General features: G+C 72.2%; 10 protein-coding genes. 4 read left to right on the top strand and 6 right to left on the bottom strand.

The window, feature by feature from the left end:
• Positions 1-78 precede the first annotated feature (78 nt).
• The 3 genes from LY05_RS12580 to LY05_RS12570 form a co-directional block, all read right to left on the bottom strand.
• On the bottom strand, positions 79-1,107 hold the full coding sequence (locus LY05_RS12580) for a class I SAM-dependent methyltransferase (RefSeq protein WP_148923391.1): 1,029 nt from the start codon (positions 1,105-1,107) through the stop codon (positions 79-81).
• A 60-nt stretch (positions 1,108-1,167) separates the two neighbouring features.
• On the bottom strand, positions 1,168-4,620 hold the full coding sequence (locus tag LY05_RS12575; RefSeq protein ID WP_148923390.1) for a pyruvate carboxylase: 3,453 nt from the start codon (positions 4,618-4,620) through the stop codon (positions 1,168-1,170).
• Positions 4,621-5,064: 444 nt separating this feature from the next.
• Positions 5,065-6,846 (bottom strand): acyl-CoA dehydrogenase, encoded by a 1,782-nt coding sequence (locus LY05_RS12570; RefSeq protein ID WP_211356329.1) that lies wholly within the window; start codon positions 6,844-6,846, stop codon positions 5,065-5,067.
• Positions 6,847-7,002: 156 nt separating this feature from the next.
• Here LY05_RS12570 and LY05_RS12565 point away from each other — a divergent pair, with 156 nt between their 5' ends.
• Entirely contained in the window at positions 7,003-7,926 is a 924-nt protein-coding gene (locus LY05_RS12565) for an alpha/beta hydrolase family protein (RefSeq protein ID WP_148923389.1), read from the top strand.
• A 36-nt stretch (positions 7,927-7,962) separates the two neighbouring features.
• Here LY05_RS12565 and LY05_RS12560 read toward each other — a convergent pair whose 3' ends face one another.
• Genes LY05_RS12560 through LY05_RS12550 form a run of 3 tightly spaced genes read right to left on the bottom strand, consistent with a single transcriptional unit; the run spans position 7,963 to position 10,906 of the window.
• Positions 7,963-8,625 carry a LutC/YkgG family protein gene (locus tag LY05_RS12560; RefSeq protein WP_148923388.1) on the bottom strand — a complete coding sequence of 221 codons (663 nt, stop codon included), beginning with the start codon at positions 8,623-8,625 and terminating at the stop codon, positions 7,963-7,965.
• Entirely contained in the window at positions 8,622-10,103 is a 1,482-nt protein-coding gene (locus LY05_RS12555) for a lactate utilization protein B (protein WP_148923387.1), read from the bottom strand. Before LY05_RS12555 ends, LY05_RS12560 begins: the two co-directional genes overlap by 4 nt.
• Complete coding sequence (locus LY05_RS12550; protein WP_148923386.1) at positions 10,100-10,906, bottom strand: (Fe-S)-binding protein; 807 nt, start codon at positions 10,904-10,906, stop codon at positions 10,100-10,102. The genes LY05_RS12555 and LY05_RS12550 overlap by 4 nt, the downstream gene beginning before the upstream one ends.
• A 195-nt stretch (positions 10,907-11,101) precedes the next feature.
• On the opposite strand from LY05_RS12550, the gene LY05_RS12545 reads away from it, so the two are divergent.
• The 3 genes from LY05_RS12545 to ychF all read left to right on the top strand — a co-directional run bounded on the left by LY05_RS12545 (position 11,102) and on the right by ychF (position 13,716).
• Positions 11,102-11,731 (top strand): 50S ribosomal protein L25/general stress protein Ctc, encoded by a 630-nt coding sequence (locus tag LY05_RS12545; RefSeq protein WP_072748025.1) that lies wholly within the window; start codon positions 11,102-11,104, stop codon positions 11,729-11,731.
• Between the two features lie 89 nt (positions 11,732-11,820).
• Positions 11,821-12,543 (top strand): aminoacyl-tRNA hydrolase, encoded by a 723-nt coding sequence (gene pth, locus LY05_RS12540; RefSeq protein WP_148923385.1) that lies wholly within the window; start codon positions 11,821-11,823, stop codon positions 12,541-12,543.
• 75 nt (positions 12,544-12,618) lie between these two features.
• Positions 12,619-13,716 carry a redox-regulated ATPase YchF gene (ychF, locus tag LY05_RS12535; protein ID WP_072748027.1) on the top strand — a complete coding sequence of 366 codons (1,098 nt, stop codon included), beginning with the start codon at positions 12,619-12,621 and terminating at the stop codon, positions 13,714-13,716.
• Positions 13,717-13,719 lie beyond the last annotated feature (3 nt).

Genomic DNA, 13,719 nt, shown 5'->3' with positions numbered 1-13,719 from the left:
CGCGCTCCTCGCGATTCATCGGCCGGACCCGCCCCGATCCATCCCGCGCCAATGCGGCGAAAAGCGGGCGACGCGCGCTCATGCGCGGCGGCGGCGGGGGCGGCGCGCGCTCAGCACCTTGTAGCGCGGCGTCAGGGCCAGCTGCTCGACCTGGCCGAACAGCTCGTTCAGGCGCCTTTCGTAGGGCAGGCTGCGATTGGCGACCAGCATGAAGGTTCCGCCCGGCGCCAGCATCCGCGCCGCCGCCTCCAGAAACCCGTGGCCGAGCGCGATCGACACCGCGCGCCCCTCGTGAAAGGGCGGGTTCGAGATGACCCAGTCATATTCCCCGCGCGGGATCTCGGGACCCGCCGCGTCGGCCCAGAAGAAGCGCGCGCGCGGGTCGGCGACGTTGCGGCGCGCGCAGTCGAGCGCGGCCGCGTCGGCTTCGAACAGGTCCACCGCCTCGGGCGCGCCGCGGCGCAGCGCCGCATCGGCCAGCCAGCCCCAGCCCGCGCCAAGATCGGCCACCTTGCCCGACAGCGGCGGCAGGTTCTGCGCCAGAAGCTGCGAGCCGGGGTCCGCCTCGGTCCAGCTGAAGGCGCCGGCCACGGTCCGAAAGCGGCCCTCGACGCGGATGGCGGGCGCCGCCTCGGCGATCCAGCGGTCGAACTCGGGCGGCGTGTCGGACGTGCGCCGCGCCCAGATGACGCGGCCATGGTCGCGGGGGATCGCGCCGTCAAGCGCGATGACGCGGCGCAGGTCCTTTTGCAGGCTTTCCACGCCGTCGGTCTTGGCCCCCGCCGCCAGCACCGCGCCGCCGGGGCGGGTCATGCGCCAGGCGCGGGCGAAATTGGCGCGGTTCTCGGCCTTGGCGCGGGTCAGCGCGACGGCGGCGGCCGCGAAGGCGCCCTCGGGCGCGTCAAGGCGCGGGGTCACGTCGAAACCCGCCTGCGCCAGCGCATCGTGCAGCGGGCGCATGCCCTGCTCGCATTTCAGATCGCCGGGCGCGAAGACCGGGGCCGAAGGCGGACGCGCGCGCAGGACCGCCATCGGCGCCTCGGGCCCCGGCGCGGGCAGATCGCCGCGCGCGAATGGCGCGGCCAGCAGCGTCATCGGATCGAACATGCCTTCGGCCTAGCAGAAAGCGCCGCGCCGGGCCAGCGCCCGCGCGCGGCGCATGGGGCCTCAGTCCTCGAATTCCAGCAGCAGATCCTTGGCGTCGATCTGCGCGCCGGCGGGGGCGTGCACGGCCTTGACCACGCCGTCGCGCTCGGCGTGGATGGCGGTCTCCATCTTCATCGCCTCGATGGTCAGCAGCAGATCGCCCGCCTTGACCGCGCGCCCCGGCTGCACGGCCACCGACGCGACCATGCCCGGCATGGGCGCGGCGACATGGGCGGGGTTCGACAGGTCGGCCTTGGGCCGGCGCGCCGTCGCCGCGGCGACGTGGCGGTTGGGCACGGTGATGGTGCGCGGCTGGCCGTTCAGCTCGAAGAACACCTTCACCGTTCCGTCCTCGGCCGTCTCGCCGATGGCGGAGAGCACGACCTGAAGCCGCTTGCCCGGCTCGAGCTCGATCTCGACCTCTTCCTGCGGCTCCATGCCGTAGAAGAAGGTCCTGGTCGGCAGGACGCGCACGGGGCCGTAATCCTTGTGCCGCTCGCGGTAGTCGACGAACACCTTGGGATACATCAGGTAGCCGCACAGATCCTCGTCGTCGACCGGAACGCCCAGCCGCTTCGACAGCGCCGCGCGCTCGGCCTCGAGATCGACCGGGGGCAGCTTGGCGCCCGGCCGCTCGAGGCTCGGCGCCTCGCCCTTGAGGATCTTGCGCGTCAGCGCCTCGGGCCAGCCGCCCGGCGGCTGGCCGAGATCGCCGCGGATCATGCCCACCACCGACTCGGGGAACGAGATCTCCTTCTCGGGGTCGAGCACGTCCTGCGGCGTCAGCCCGGCCGAGACCATCATCAGCGCCATGTCGCCCACCACCTTGGACGAGGGGGTGACCTTGACGATGTCGCCGAACATGCGGTTCACCTCGGCATACATGCGCGCGACCTCGTGCCAGCGCTCTTCCAGCCCCAGCGCGCGGGCCTGGGCCTTGAGGTTGGTGAACTGGCCGCCGGGCATCTCGTGCAGATAGACTTCCGAGGCGCCCGACTTCATCTCGGTCTCGAAGGCGGCGTATTGCAGGCGCACCTGCTCCCAGTAATCCGAGATCGCCCGGATGGCCGCCGGGTCGAGCCCGGTCTCGTGCTCGGTGAAGCGCAGCGCCTCGACGATCGAACCGAGGCAGGGCTGCGAGGTCAGGCCCGACATCGAGTCCATGGCCGCGTCCACGATGTCGGCCCCCGCCTCGATCGCGGCCAGCACGCCCGCCGCGCCGATGCCCGAGGTGTCATGGGTGTGGAAGTGGATCGGCAGGCCGACATCCTCCTTGATCGCGCGGATCAGGATGCGCGCCTGGGCGGGCTTGAGCAGGCCCGCCATGTCCTTGACGCCGATCATGTGCACGCCCGCGTCGCGCAGCTGCCGCGCCATCGAGACGTAATACTTCAGGTCGTATTTCGCGCGGTCGGGGTCCAGGATGTCGCCGGTGTAGCAGATCGCGCCCTCGAGCACGCGGCCGCTCTCGAGCACAGCGTCCATGGCCACGCGCATGTTCTCGACCCAGTTCAGGCTGTCGAAGACGCGGAACACGTCCACCCCCGACTCGGCGGCCTGATGGACGAACTTGCGCACCACGTTGTCGGGATAGTTGGCGTAGCCGACCCCGTTCGCCCCGCGCAGCAGCATCTGCGTCATCACGTTGGGCAGCTTCTTGCGCAGCTCGACCAGCCGCTTCCACGGGCATTCCTGCAAGAAGCGATAGGCCACGTCGAAGGTCGCGCCGCCCCAGCACTCGACCGAGAACAGCTGCGGCAGGTTGCGCGCATAGGCGTCCGCGACGCGCAGCATGTCGAACGAGCGCATGCGCGTGGCCAGCAGCGACTGGTGCGCATCGCGCATGGTCGTGTCGGTGATCAGCGCCGCGCGCTGCGCCAGCGCCCAGTCGGCCACGGCCTTGGGCCCCTCGCGTTCGAGCAGGGTCTTCGTTCCCGGCGCGGGCGCCTCGGCCAGAAGGCGCGGGGGCTGGGGCTGGCGCGCATGGGCGGGCGGGCGCGGGCGGCCGGCGACCTCGGGGTTTCCGTTCACGGTCACGTCCGCGATGAAGGTCAGCAGCCGCGTGGCGCGGTCGCGCCGCGGCTTGAAGTCGAACAGCTCGGGCGTCTCGTCGATGAACTTGGTGTGATACGAGTTGTCGCGGAATTTCGGGTGCTTGAGCAGGTTCTCGACGAAGGCGATGTTGGTGGCCACGCCGCGGATGCGGAACTCGCGCAAGGCGCGGTCCATGCGCGCGATCGCCTCCTCGGGCGTCGGCGCCCAGGCGGTGACCTTCTCGAGCAGGCTGTCGTAGTAGCGCGTGATGACCGCGCCCGAATAGGCGGTGCCCCCGTCAAGCCGGATGCCGAAGCCCGTCGCCCCGCGATAGGCGGTGATGCGGCCGTAGTCGGGGATGAAGTTGTTGAGCGGGTCCTCGGTGGTGATGCGGCACTGGATGGCGTGGCCGGCAAGCTTGATGGCCTCCTGCCCCGGAACGCCGGTGGCCTGGGCGATGTCGGCGCCCTCGGCGATGCGGATCTGCGCCTTGACGATGTCGATGCCGGTGACCTCTTCGGTCACGGTGTGCTCGACCTGGATGCGGGGGTTGACCTCGATGAAATGGAACTCGCCGGTCGCCATGTCCTGCAGGAACTCGACCGTGCCGGCGTTCTGATAGCGCGCGTGGCGGGCGATGCGCAGGGCCAGCTCGCACAGCTCGGCGCGCTGCTCGTCGGTCAGGTAGGGGGCGGGGGCGCGCTCGACCACCTTCTGGTTGCGGCGCTGCACCGAGCAGTCGCGCTCGAACAGATGCACGATGTTGCCCTGGCCGTCGCCCAGGATCTGCACCTCGACATGGCGCGCGCGGGGGATGAGCTTTTCAAGGTATCCCTCGCCGTTGCCGAAGGCGGCCTCGGCCTCGCGCCGGCCGGCGCGCACCTTCTCTTCCAGCTCGTCCGGCCCCATGATCGGCCGCATGCCGCGCCCGCCGCCGCCCCAGCTGGCCTTGAGCATGAGGGGGTAGCCGATCTCCTCGGCCATGCGGCGGATCTCGTCCATGCCCTGGTCGGGGTCGGGCAGCACCGGGCTGGCGGGCACCACGGGCACGCCCGCCTCGATGGCGGCGCGGCGGGCCGACGCCTTGTCGCCCAGCATGCGCATGGTTTCGGCGCGCGGGCCGATGAAGGCGATGCCGGCGGCCTCGCAGGCGTCGACGAAGTCGGGGTTCTCGGACAGCAGGCCATAGCCCGGGTGGATCGCGTCGGCGCCGCTTTCGCGCGCGACGCGGATGATCTCGTCGATCGACAGATAGGCCTCGACCGGCCCCAGCCCCTCGCCGATCTTGTAGGCTTCGTCGGCCTTGAAGCGGTGCAGGCCCAGGCGGTCCTCCTCGGCATAGACCGCGACGGTTCGCTTGCCCAGCTCGTTGGCCGCGCGCATGACGCGGATGGCGATCTCGGAGCGGTTGGCGACGAGTATCTTCTGGAAGCTGCGCATTGCGACCTGCTCACCCCTTCTGCGACGACGGCGGAGCCCGCGGCCCCATGACGCGCTGCACAATGCACGCAAGCGCGCGCGCAGGCAAGGCGCGCGCGCAGACCAGGCTGCAAGGCGCGGGCGCGGCGGCGGGGGAGCGCAGCGGGGGATGATCGGCGGGGCCGGAGGCGGCGTTGCGCGCGGGCGCGGCCGCTGGCCGCCGCGCGCGGCGGGGGGCCGGGCGCGGAGGCCGCGGGCGGCTCCGAACCCCTCTCCGAAGCCGTCCCCCGGCGCGGCCATGGGCGTCGCACCGGGCGCGCGCCCGGCGGCCGGCGCGGATCAGGCGCAGCCGAGCCCGGCGAAGGGGGCGAAGCGGCGGCCGACCCCGCCCCCTCGGACCCGCCGCGGCGGGGGCGCAAGGGGGGCGGGGGCGGGGGCGGGGGCGGCCCGGCGCCGCCGGCGCGCTCACAGATGTTCGGGCGGCGTGTCCAGCGTGGTGCGGTCGAGCCCCTCGATCATGCCGCGCCATGCATGCGTCAGCGGCAGCTCGTAGCGGCAGAACCAGCGCGCGGCGTCGATCTTGCCGCGCAGGAAGTCCTCGCGCCCCGCCCCGCCGGCGGCGAGGGCGCGCCGCGCCGCCAGCGCCTGGCGCAGCCACAGCCAGCCCACCGTCACATGCCCCAGCATGTCGAGATAGATGGTGGCGTTGGCGGTGAAGGCCTCGGCGCCCGCCTTGGGCGCGGCGGCCAGCATGGCGGCGGTGGTGCGCTCGGCGCCGTCGACGGCCTCGGCCACCGCGGCGCGGATGTCGGCCAGCGCCTCGTCGCCCTCGGCCTCGGCCAGCGTGCGGCGCATGCGCGCCAGCAGGGCGCGGAAGGGGGCGCCGCCCTCCATGGGAACCTTGCGGCCCAGCAGGTCCAGGCCCTGGATGCCCTTCGTGCCCTCGTGGATCGGGTTCAGGCGGTTGTCGCGATACATGCGCTCGACGGGGTAGTCGCGCGTGTAGCCGTAGCCGCCATGCACCTGGATCGCGTTGTCGTTCGCGCGCAGGCCGAACTCCGAGGGCCAGGACTTGACGATCGGGGTCAGGATCTCGAGCAGGCGGCGCGCCTCGGCGGCGTCCTCGTCGGTTCCCGAGCGCAGATCGTCGATCAGGCGCGCCGCGTAAAGGCACAGCGCCATGCCGCCCTCGGCGTAGCACTTGGCCTGCAGCAGCATGCGCCGCACATCCGCGTGCTGGATGATGGGGATCATGGGCGCGGAGGGATCGCGCCCCGTCAGCGGCCGGCCCTGAAGGCGCTCGCGCGCGTAGGACAGGGCGTGCAGATAGCCCGTCATGGCCAGCGCGGCGGCCGACAGGCCGACGGATACGCGCGCCTCGTTCATCATCACGAACATGCAGGCCAGGCCGTGATTCTCCTGCCCGACCAGCCAGCCCACGGCGCCCTCCTTCTCGCCGAAGGCGAGGGCGGTGTTCACCGTGCCGCGATTGCCCATCTTGTGGTTCAGCCCCATCAGCCGCACGTCGTTGCGCGCGCCGTCGGGCAGGATGCGCGGCACGCAGAACAGCGAGATGCCCTTGACGCCCGGCGGCGCGCCGGGGATGCGCGCGAGGACGAAGTGGATGATGTTCTCGGACATGTCGTGCTCGCCGCCCGAGATCCACATCTTCGAGCCGAACAGGCGGAAGGTTCCGTCCTCGCGCCGCTCGGCGCGGGTGCGGATGTCGCCCAGCGACGAGCCGGCCTGCGGCTCGCTCAGGCACATGGTGCCGAAATAGCGCCCCTCGCACATCGGGCCCAGATAGCGCGCCTTGAGCTCTTCCGAGCCATGAGTGGCCAGAAGGTTCGCCGCCCAGCCCGTCAGGCTCAGATAGCCCATGGCCGGGCCGTTGGCCGCCGCGAACCAGGCGCCGATGGCCGTGGCCGCCATGTAGGGCAGGCCCATGCCGCCGATCTCGGCGGGAAAGGCCATGGCCGGAAAGCCCGCCTGGCGGTAGGTTTCCAGCGCGGCGGGGACCTCGGGGATGATGTGCACGCGCTCGCCGTCGAAGGTGGGCTCGTTGGCGTCGAGCTTGGCGGCGAAGGGCTGGAACACCTCTTCGGCCAGGCGCTCGGCGGTGTCCATCATGGCGTCGATGTCGGCGCGCTCATGCTCGGCGTAGAAGGGCCGGCGGCACAGCTCCTCGAGGTCGAAGACGTCGTTGAGCAGAAAGTCGAGGTCCTCGCGGCGCAGAATGTCGGGCATGATCCCCCCCCCCGGTTGGCGTCTTGTCGCGGTCGGGGCCGGGCGCTGACGCGCGGTCGCGGTTGACCCGCCGCCGATCCTTGCGGAACGTTGTTCCACAGCATCGCGCCGAAAGCAATCGCATGGCGCGCGGAACGGAACGAGCGACGGCCGACCATGACACTTGCCGATTCCCCTTCGCCCGCCGCCGAGGGCCAGGAGGCGCAGCTGCGCGTGAGCGACGTGCGCATCCCCGTCGCGCGCACCCTGTCGGGTCCGACCCCGCCGGGGCTGACGCTGCGCGGGCGCCTGTTCGAACCCGAGGGCCGGACGCCCGAGGTCGCGGCAGTGATTCACCCCGCCACCGGCGTGCCGCGCGACTACTACGCCCGCTTCGCCCGCTGGCTGGCCGCCGAGCGCGGCGTCGCCTGCCTGATCTACGGCTATCGCGCGACCGACGACCGCAGCCCGCGCGCGCTGCGCCGCTCGACCGTCGGCATGTCCGACTGGGGGGTGTGCGATCAGGAGGCGGCGCTGGCATGGCTGTGCGCGCGCCACCCCGACGCCGAGATCCGCGTCGTCGGGCACTCGCTGGGCGGGTTCATGACCATGTTCCACAAGGACGCGCACCGCGTGGCGCGGCTGATCGCGGTGGCCTCGGGGCCGGCATGGTGGCGCGCCGCGCCGCTGCGCGGGATGCCGATGGCCTTTCTGTTCTGGCATGTTCTGGGGCCTCTGGCCGTGCGCGCGCTGGGCTACCTGCCCGGCAGCCGGCTGGGGCTGGGCGAGGACATGCCCCCCGGCGTGTTCCGCGAATGGAAACGCTGGTGCTGCAACCGCGACCTGCACCGGCCCGATTGGGGCGGCCGCCTGCCCGCGCCCGTCTCGCCGCCCTTCTCGGGGCGCCTGATCATCGCCGCGATCGAGGACGACGCCATCCTCTCGCCCGCCACCGCGGCCCGCCTGGCCGAGTTCCACCCCGAAGCCGAGTCCGAGCTGCGCGTGATCTCGCCCCGCGACGCGGGAACGCGGGCGATCGGTCATGTCGGCCTGTTCCGCCAGGCGAACGCCGCCGCCTGGCCGCTCGTTTGGGACGACTGAGCCGCGGCGCCGCGCCGCGCCCGCGGGCCGGCCGGCTCAGTCGTCGATCACGAACACATGCAGCGCCACCGGGCCATGCGCGCCCAGCTGCAGCACCTGGCCGATGTCGGCCGAGCGCGACGGCCCCGTGACCAGGTTGACCGTGCGCGCGTCGCGCCCCGAAGCGCGCAGCGCGGCCCACAGCTCGTCCAGCCCGGGCAGGATGTCGGCCCGGCGCAGGGCGACGAAATGCGTCTCGGCCAGGAAGGTCAGCGTCACCGGGTTGTCGGGACCCGAAAGCAACGCCAGCGTGCCGGTCTCGGCCACGCCGAACCAGGCGCGCGAGAGGGCGGCGGGCTCTTCGAGCCGGCCGGGGCCGCGCGAGACCTCGAGCCCCGTCCAGTCGAGCGCGGCGAAGGCCGGCTCCTCGCCCATGCGCAGCGACGGCGGCAGGTTGCGCGCGCGCAGCTCATGCGCCAGCGCCGCGGGCAGATCGGCCAGCCGCGGCACATGCGACACGGTGGCGTCCACCGCGCGCAGCTTGTCCTCGAACTGGGCCAGGCGGGCCTCGGGCGGCGTGCGGGCGCCGGCGGGGGTGGGGGCGGTCTGACGACCCGCGGCGGCCAGGCGCGCGCGCACGGCCTCGCGCCGCTCGGCCTCGTCGCGGCCCTGCGCCGTGGCGCGGCGGATGCGGGACAGGATGCGGTCGCGCGCGCTCATGGCCGCGCTCCGTCTTGCGCTTGGGCGCGCGGCGGCGGCGCGGCGGCCTGCCGCGCGGGCGGGCGCTCGCCGCGCGCATAGCGGGCCATGAAGGTGTCGCCCTCGGGCGCCGGGAAGTCGCGATGCGCGGTCCAGCCGCGCCCCAGCGGCAGGCGCCGCAGCCGCCCGCCGCGCGCCATCGCCCGCAGCGCCAGCGCCGCGGCGCGGGTGGCGGCGCGGTAAAGGCGCGGACGCTCGGCCAGCCAGGTCCACGCGCCCAGCCCCCAGCGCACCGCGCCCGGGGTCAGGCGGCGCTCGAACTCCTGCGCGCGCCAGTGGCGCATCATGCCCGGCAGGGGGATGCGCATGGGGCAGACCTCTTCGCAGCGGCCGCAGAAGGTCGAGGCGTTGGGCAGGTCGCGCGATTTCTCGATCCCCGTCAGCGCCGGCGTCAGCACCGCCCCCATCGGCCCCGGATAGACCCAGCCATAGGCGTGCCCGCCGATGGTCTGATAGACGGGGCAGTGGTTCATGCACGCGCCGCAGCGGATGCAGCGCAGCATGTCCTGGAACGGACCGCCGACCATGTTCGAGCGCCCGTTGTCCAGCAGCACGACGTGGTATTCCTCGGGGCCGTCCGGGTCGTCGCGGCGGCGCGGGCCGGACGAGAAGGTGGTGTAGACCGACATCTCCTGCCCCGTGGCCGAGCGCGCCAGCAGGCGCAGCACCGTCGAGGCGTCCTCGAGCGTGGGCACGACCTTCTCGATCGAGGCCAGCACGATGTGCACCCGCGGCAGCGACTGGCTCAGATCGCCGTTGCCCTCATTGGTGACGATCACGCTCTGGCCCGTCTCGGCGATCAGCATGTTGGCGCCGGTGATGCCAACCTCGGCCTCGAAATACTTGCGCCGCAGCACGCGGCGGGCCTCGGTCAGCAGCGTGTCCAGCCCCTCGAGGTCGCGGTCGGGCGGCAGGTCGGCATGGGCCTTGCGGAACTCTTCGCGCACCTGCGGCACGGTGACGTGCACGGCCGGGGCGATGATGTGGCTGGGCGTCTCGCCGCGCAGCTGGATGATGTATTCGCCCAGATCCGTCTCGACCGGGCGGATGCCGTTGCGCTCGAGCCAGTCGTTGATCCCGCATTCCTCCGAGATCATCGTCTTGCCCTTGTTGACCGTGCGCGCGCCGGCCTTGCGGCAGATGTCCAGCACGATGGCGCGGGCGTCCTCGGCGCTTTCGGCCCAGTGCACGACGCCGCCCGCCTCGGTCACCTTGCGCTCGTAATGCTCGAGCCACAGGTCCAGATCGGCCAGCGTCGCGTTCTTCATGTCGCGCGCCGCGTCGCGGATGGCGTCGAACTCGGGCACCAAGGCGGCCGCCTTGGCGCGCTTGGCGATGAAGTTGCCGCGCGCGCCGCGCAGCGCCGCCTGAAGGTTGGCGTCGGCCAGCGCCTCGCGCACATTCTGCGCGAAGCGGTCCGATGTCTGCAGATGGGTCATGTCGCCTTCCCCTTGCGCGCGTCGCGGGCGTCGGCCTCGGGGGCCTCGCCGATGGCGGGGCCGTCGGTCATGCCGGCCAGCACCTCGACCACGTGGCGCGCGCGGATCGCCCGCCCCTGGCGCGAGAGCTTGCCCGCCATGTTCATCAGGCAGCCCAGGTCGCCCGCCAGCACCAGATCGGCGCCGGTGGCGGCGATGTCCTCGGCCTTGTCGGCGACCATGGCGCCCGAGATCTCGGGATACTTGACGCAGAACGTGCCGCCGAAGCCGCAGCACGCCTCGGGATCGGACATCTCGCGCAGCTCCAGCCCCTGCACCGAGGCCAGGAGCTTGCGCGGCTGCGCCTTGACCCCCAGCGCGCGCAGCCCCGAGCAGCTGTCGTGATAGGTCGCGGCCGCGTCGAGCCGCGCCGACACCTCGCTCAGCCCGAGAACGTCGGTCAGGAAGCTGACGATCTCGTGCGTGCGCGCGGCCAGCGCCTCGGCCCGGGCGCGCCAGGGATCGCCGGGTTCGAACATGGCCGGATAGTCGCGCGCGACGGTGGCCGCGCAGCTGCCCGAGGGGGCGACCACGTGATCGTAGCCATCGAAGGCCTCGACGACGCGCCGGGCCATGCGCCGCGCCCCCTCGCGGTCGCCCGAGTTCCACGAGGGCTGGCCGCAGCATGTCTGGACGGCCGGAACCTCGACCTCGCAGCCCGCCTCCTCGAGCAGCCTGAGCGCGGCGAATCCCACCGAGGGACGGAACGCGTCCACAAGGCAGGTGACGAACAGCGCCACGCGCGGCGCGGGGGTGGTTGACATGGGCGCCTCCCGAATTGGTCAGAACATTTATCCAATTCTTCGCCCCGCGCGCAAGCCCGCCGCGCCGGCCCGCGCGGCCGCGGCCATCGGAGCGGCTTTCCCTTTGCCTTCGCCCGCCGACTCGGCTAAAAGCCCGCGGTTCGCGGCGCTTACACCCCTGGAGGATCGCCGCGCCTCACAGACAGGAGACATGACATGGCCGAGATGCCGATTCTCGAAGCCACGCGTCGCGAAGGCACGGGCAAAGGGGCTGCCCGCGCCGCCCGTCGCGCGGGCCTCGTTCCGGGCGTGATCTATGGCGGCGGCAAGGACCCCGTCGCGATCAACGTGAAGTTCAACGAGCTGATCAAGCGCCTCAAGGCCGGCAAGTTCCTGGCCACGCTGATCAACGTGCGCGTCGACGGCGAGGACAACCGCGTGATCTGCCGCGGCGTGCAGCGCGACATCGTGCGCGACCTGCCCACGCATGTCGACTTCCTGCGCCTGTCCGAGCGCAGCCGCATCAACCTCTACATCCCCGTCGAGTTCGTGAACGAGGAAGAGGCGCCCGGCATCAAGAAGGGCGGCACGCTGGTCGTCGTGCGTCCCGAGGTCGAGCTGCGCGTGACCGCCGGCGACATCCCCGAGAAGATCGTGGTGGACCTGGCCGGCCGCGACATCGGCGACGTGATCCACATCTCGGACGTCGCGCTGCCCAAGGGCGCGCGCCCGGTCATCACCGACCGCGACTTCGTGATCGCGAACATCTCGGCGCCCTCCAGCCTGCGCTCGGCCGATGACGAGGAAGAGGCCGAGGCAGAGGCCGAGGCCGAAACCGAGGAGTGACGGGGCCCGGCCGCCCTTGACCCTCGCCGCCGCCCGGCCCCGCCGGGCGGCGGCTTGCGTTCAGGACCGCGCGCAAGGAGCATGACGCCATGAAACTGTTCGTCGGCCTTGGGAACCCGGGCGAGAAATACGCCCGCAACCGCCACAACATCGGCTTCATGGCCCTCGACCGCATCGCGGCCGATCACGGCTTCTCGCCCTGGCGCGCCAAGTTCCAGGGCCTGGTCAGCGAAGGCCGGCTGGGGCGCGAGAAGGTCCTGCTGCTCAAGCCCCAGACCTACATGAACCTGTCGGGCCAGTCGGTCGGCGCGGCCATGCGCTTTCACAAGCTCGACCCCGCCGATGTGACCGTCTTCCACGACGAGCTGGACCTGGCCCCGGGCAAGTGCCGCGTCAAGCGCGGCGGCGGCCATGCCGGCCACAACGGCCTGCGCTCGATCCACCAGCACGCGGGGCCCGACTATGCGCGCGTGCGCCTGGGCATCGGCCGCCCGGCCCAGAAGGCGCAGGTGGCCGCCTATGTGCTGCACGACTTCGCCAAGGCGGACGAGGCCTGGCTCGACGATCTGCTGCGCGCCGTCTCGGACGCCGCCCCCAGGCTGGCCGAGGACGACGACTCGGGCTTCATGAACGCCGTCGCGCTGCGCATGGCGCCCCCGCCGCGCCCCGCCGCGCAGACCCCGCCGGGCGGCGCGGCCGACGACGGGCGCAAAGCCGACGAAGGGCGCCGCGGGCCAGATGCGGGGGGCGACGGGGCCAAGGACGACGCCGCCCTTTCGCCGCTCGAGCGGCTCAAGCGCCGCTTCTCCTGACCCGCCCTTGACCGGCCCGCGCGCGCATGTCATGCGGCGGGCCGACCGGAACGAGGCTGTATCGAGGAAAGCGCCATGGGTTTCAAATGCGGCATCGTCGGGCTGCCGAACGTCGGCAAGTCCACGCTCTTCAACGCGCTCACCCGCACCGCCGCGGCGCAGGCGGCCAACTTCCCCTTCTGCACCATCGAGCCGAATGTGGGCGAGGTCTCGGTGCCCGATCCGCGCCTGAACGAGCTGGCGCGCATCGCCGGCTCGCGGCAGATCATCCCCGCGCGGCTGACCTTCGTGGACATCGCCGGGCTGGTGAAGGGCGCCTCGAAGGGCGAGGGGCTGGGCAACCAGTTCCTCGCCAACATCCGCGAGGTCGACGCCATCGCCCATGTGCTGCGCTGCTTCGAGGATGACGACGTGACCCATGTCGAGGGCCGCGTGGACCCCATCGCCGACGCCCAGACCATCGAGACCGAGCTGATGCTGGCGGATCTGGAAAGCGTCGAGCGCCGCCTTCAGGGCCTGGCGCGGCGGCTCAAGAGCGGCGACAAGGAGGCGCGCGACCAGGACCGCCTGCTGCGCATGGCCGCCGAGGCGCTCGAGCAGGGGCGCCCCGCGCGCACCGTCGCCGTGGCCGAAGAGGACGCGCGCGCCTGGCGCGCCCTGCAGCTGCTGACGGCCAAGCCGGTGCTTTACGTGTGCAACGTGGACGAAGCCTCGGCCGCCACGGGCAATGCGCTGTCCGAGAAGGTGGCCGCCATGGCCGCCGAGCAGGGCGCGGCGTCGGTGGTCATCTCGGCCGCCATCGAGGAAGAGATCGCCCAGCTCGACGACGCCGAGCGGGCCGAGTTCCTGGCCGAGCTGGGGCTGTCCGAGCCGGGCCTCGACCGGCTGATCCGCGCGGGCTACGAGCTTCTGGGTCTGCGCACCTACTTCACCGTCGGCCCCAAGGAGGCCCGCGCCTGGACCATCAAGGCCGGGACCAGGGCGCCTCAGGCCGCGGGCGTGATCCACGGCGATTTCGAGCGCGGCTTCATCCGCGCCGAGACCATCGCCTACGAGGACTACGTCGCCTGCGGCGGCGAGCAGGGCGCGAAAGAGGCCGGCAAGATGCGCATCGAGGGCAAGAACTACGAGGTCGCGGACGGCGACGTCCTGCACTTCCTGTTCAACACCTGAGGG

Origin of the sequence: Oceanicella actignis (assembly GCF_008124525.1) — a bacterium.
Taxonomy (GTDB): Bacteria; Pseudomonadota; Alphaproteobacteria; order Rhodobacterales; family Rhodobacteraceae; genus Oceanicella; species Oceanicella actignis.
The sequence above is the reverse complement of the archived record's forward strand: the minus strand, read 5'-3'. Positions and strand labels throughout refer to the sequence as shown.

What these genes read in the sequence shown, in the direction of transcription:
- LY05_RS12580 (WP_148923391.1), bottom strand. Translation starts at nt 1,107, where the DNA reads ATGTTCGATCCGATGACGCTGCTGGCCGCGCCATTCGCGCGCGGCGAT.
- LY05_RS12575 (WP_148923390.1), bottom strand. Translation starts at nt 4,620, where the DNA reads ATGCGCAGCTTCCAGAAGATACTCGTCGCCAACCGCTCCGAGATCGCC.
- LY05_RS12570 (WP_211356329.1), bottom strand. Translation starts at nt 6,846, where the DNA reads ATGCCCGACATTCTGCGCCGCGAGGACCTCGACTTTCTGCTCAACGAC.
- LY05_RS12565 (WP_148923389.1), top strand. Translation starts at nt 7,003, where the DNA reads ATGACACTTGCCGATTCCCCTTCGCCCGCCGCCGAGGGCCAGGAGGCG.
- LY05_RS12560 (WP_148923388.1), bottom strand. Translation starts at nt 8,625, where the DNA reads ATGAGCGCGCGCGACCGCATCCTGTCCCGCATCCGCCGCGCCACGGCG.
- LY05_RS12555 (WP_148923387.1), bottom strand. Translation starts at nt 10,103, where the DNA reads ATGACCCATCTGCAGACATCGGACCGCTTCGCGCAGAATGTGCGCGAG.
- LY05_RS12550 (WP_148923386.1), bottom strand. Translation starts at nt 10,906, where the DNA reads ATGTCAACCACCCCCGCGCCGCGCGTGGCGCTGTTCGTCACCTGCCTT.
- LY05_RS12545 (WP_072748025.1), top strand. Translation starts at nt 11,102, where the DNA reads ATGGCCGAGATGCCGATTCTCGAAGCCACGCGTCGCGAAGGCACGGGC.
- pth (WP_148923385.1), top strand. Translation starts at nt 11,821, where the DNA reads ATGAAACTGTTCGTCGGCCTTGGGAACCCGGGCGAGAAATACGCCCGC.
- ychF (WP_072748027.1), top strand. Translation starts at nt 12,619, where the DNA reads ATGGGTTTCAAATGCGGCATCGTCGGGCTGCCGAACGTCGGCAAGTCC.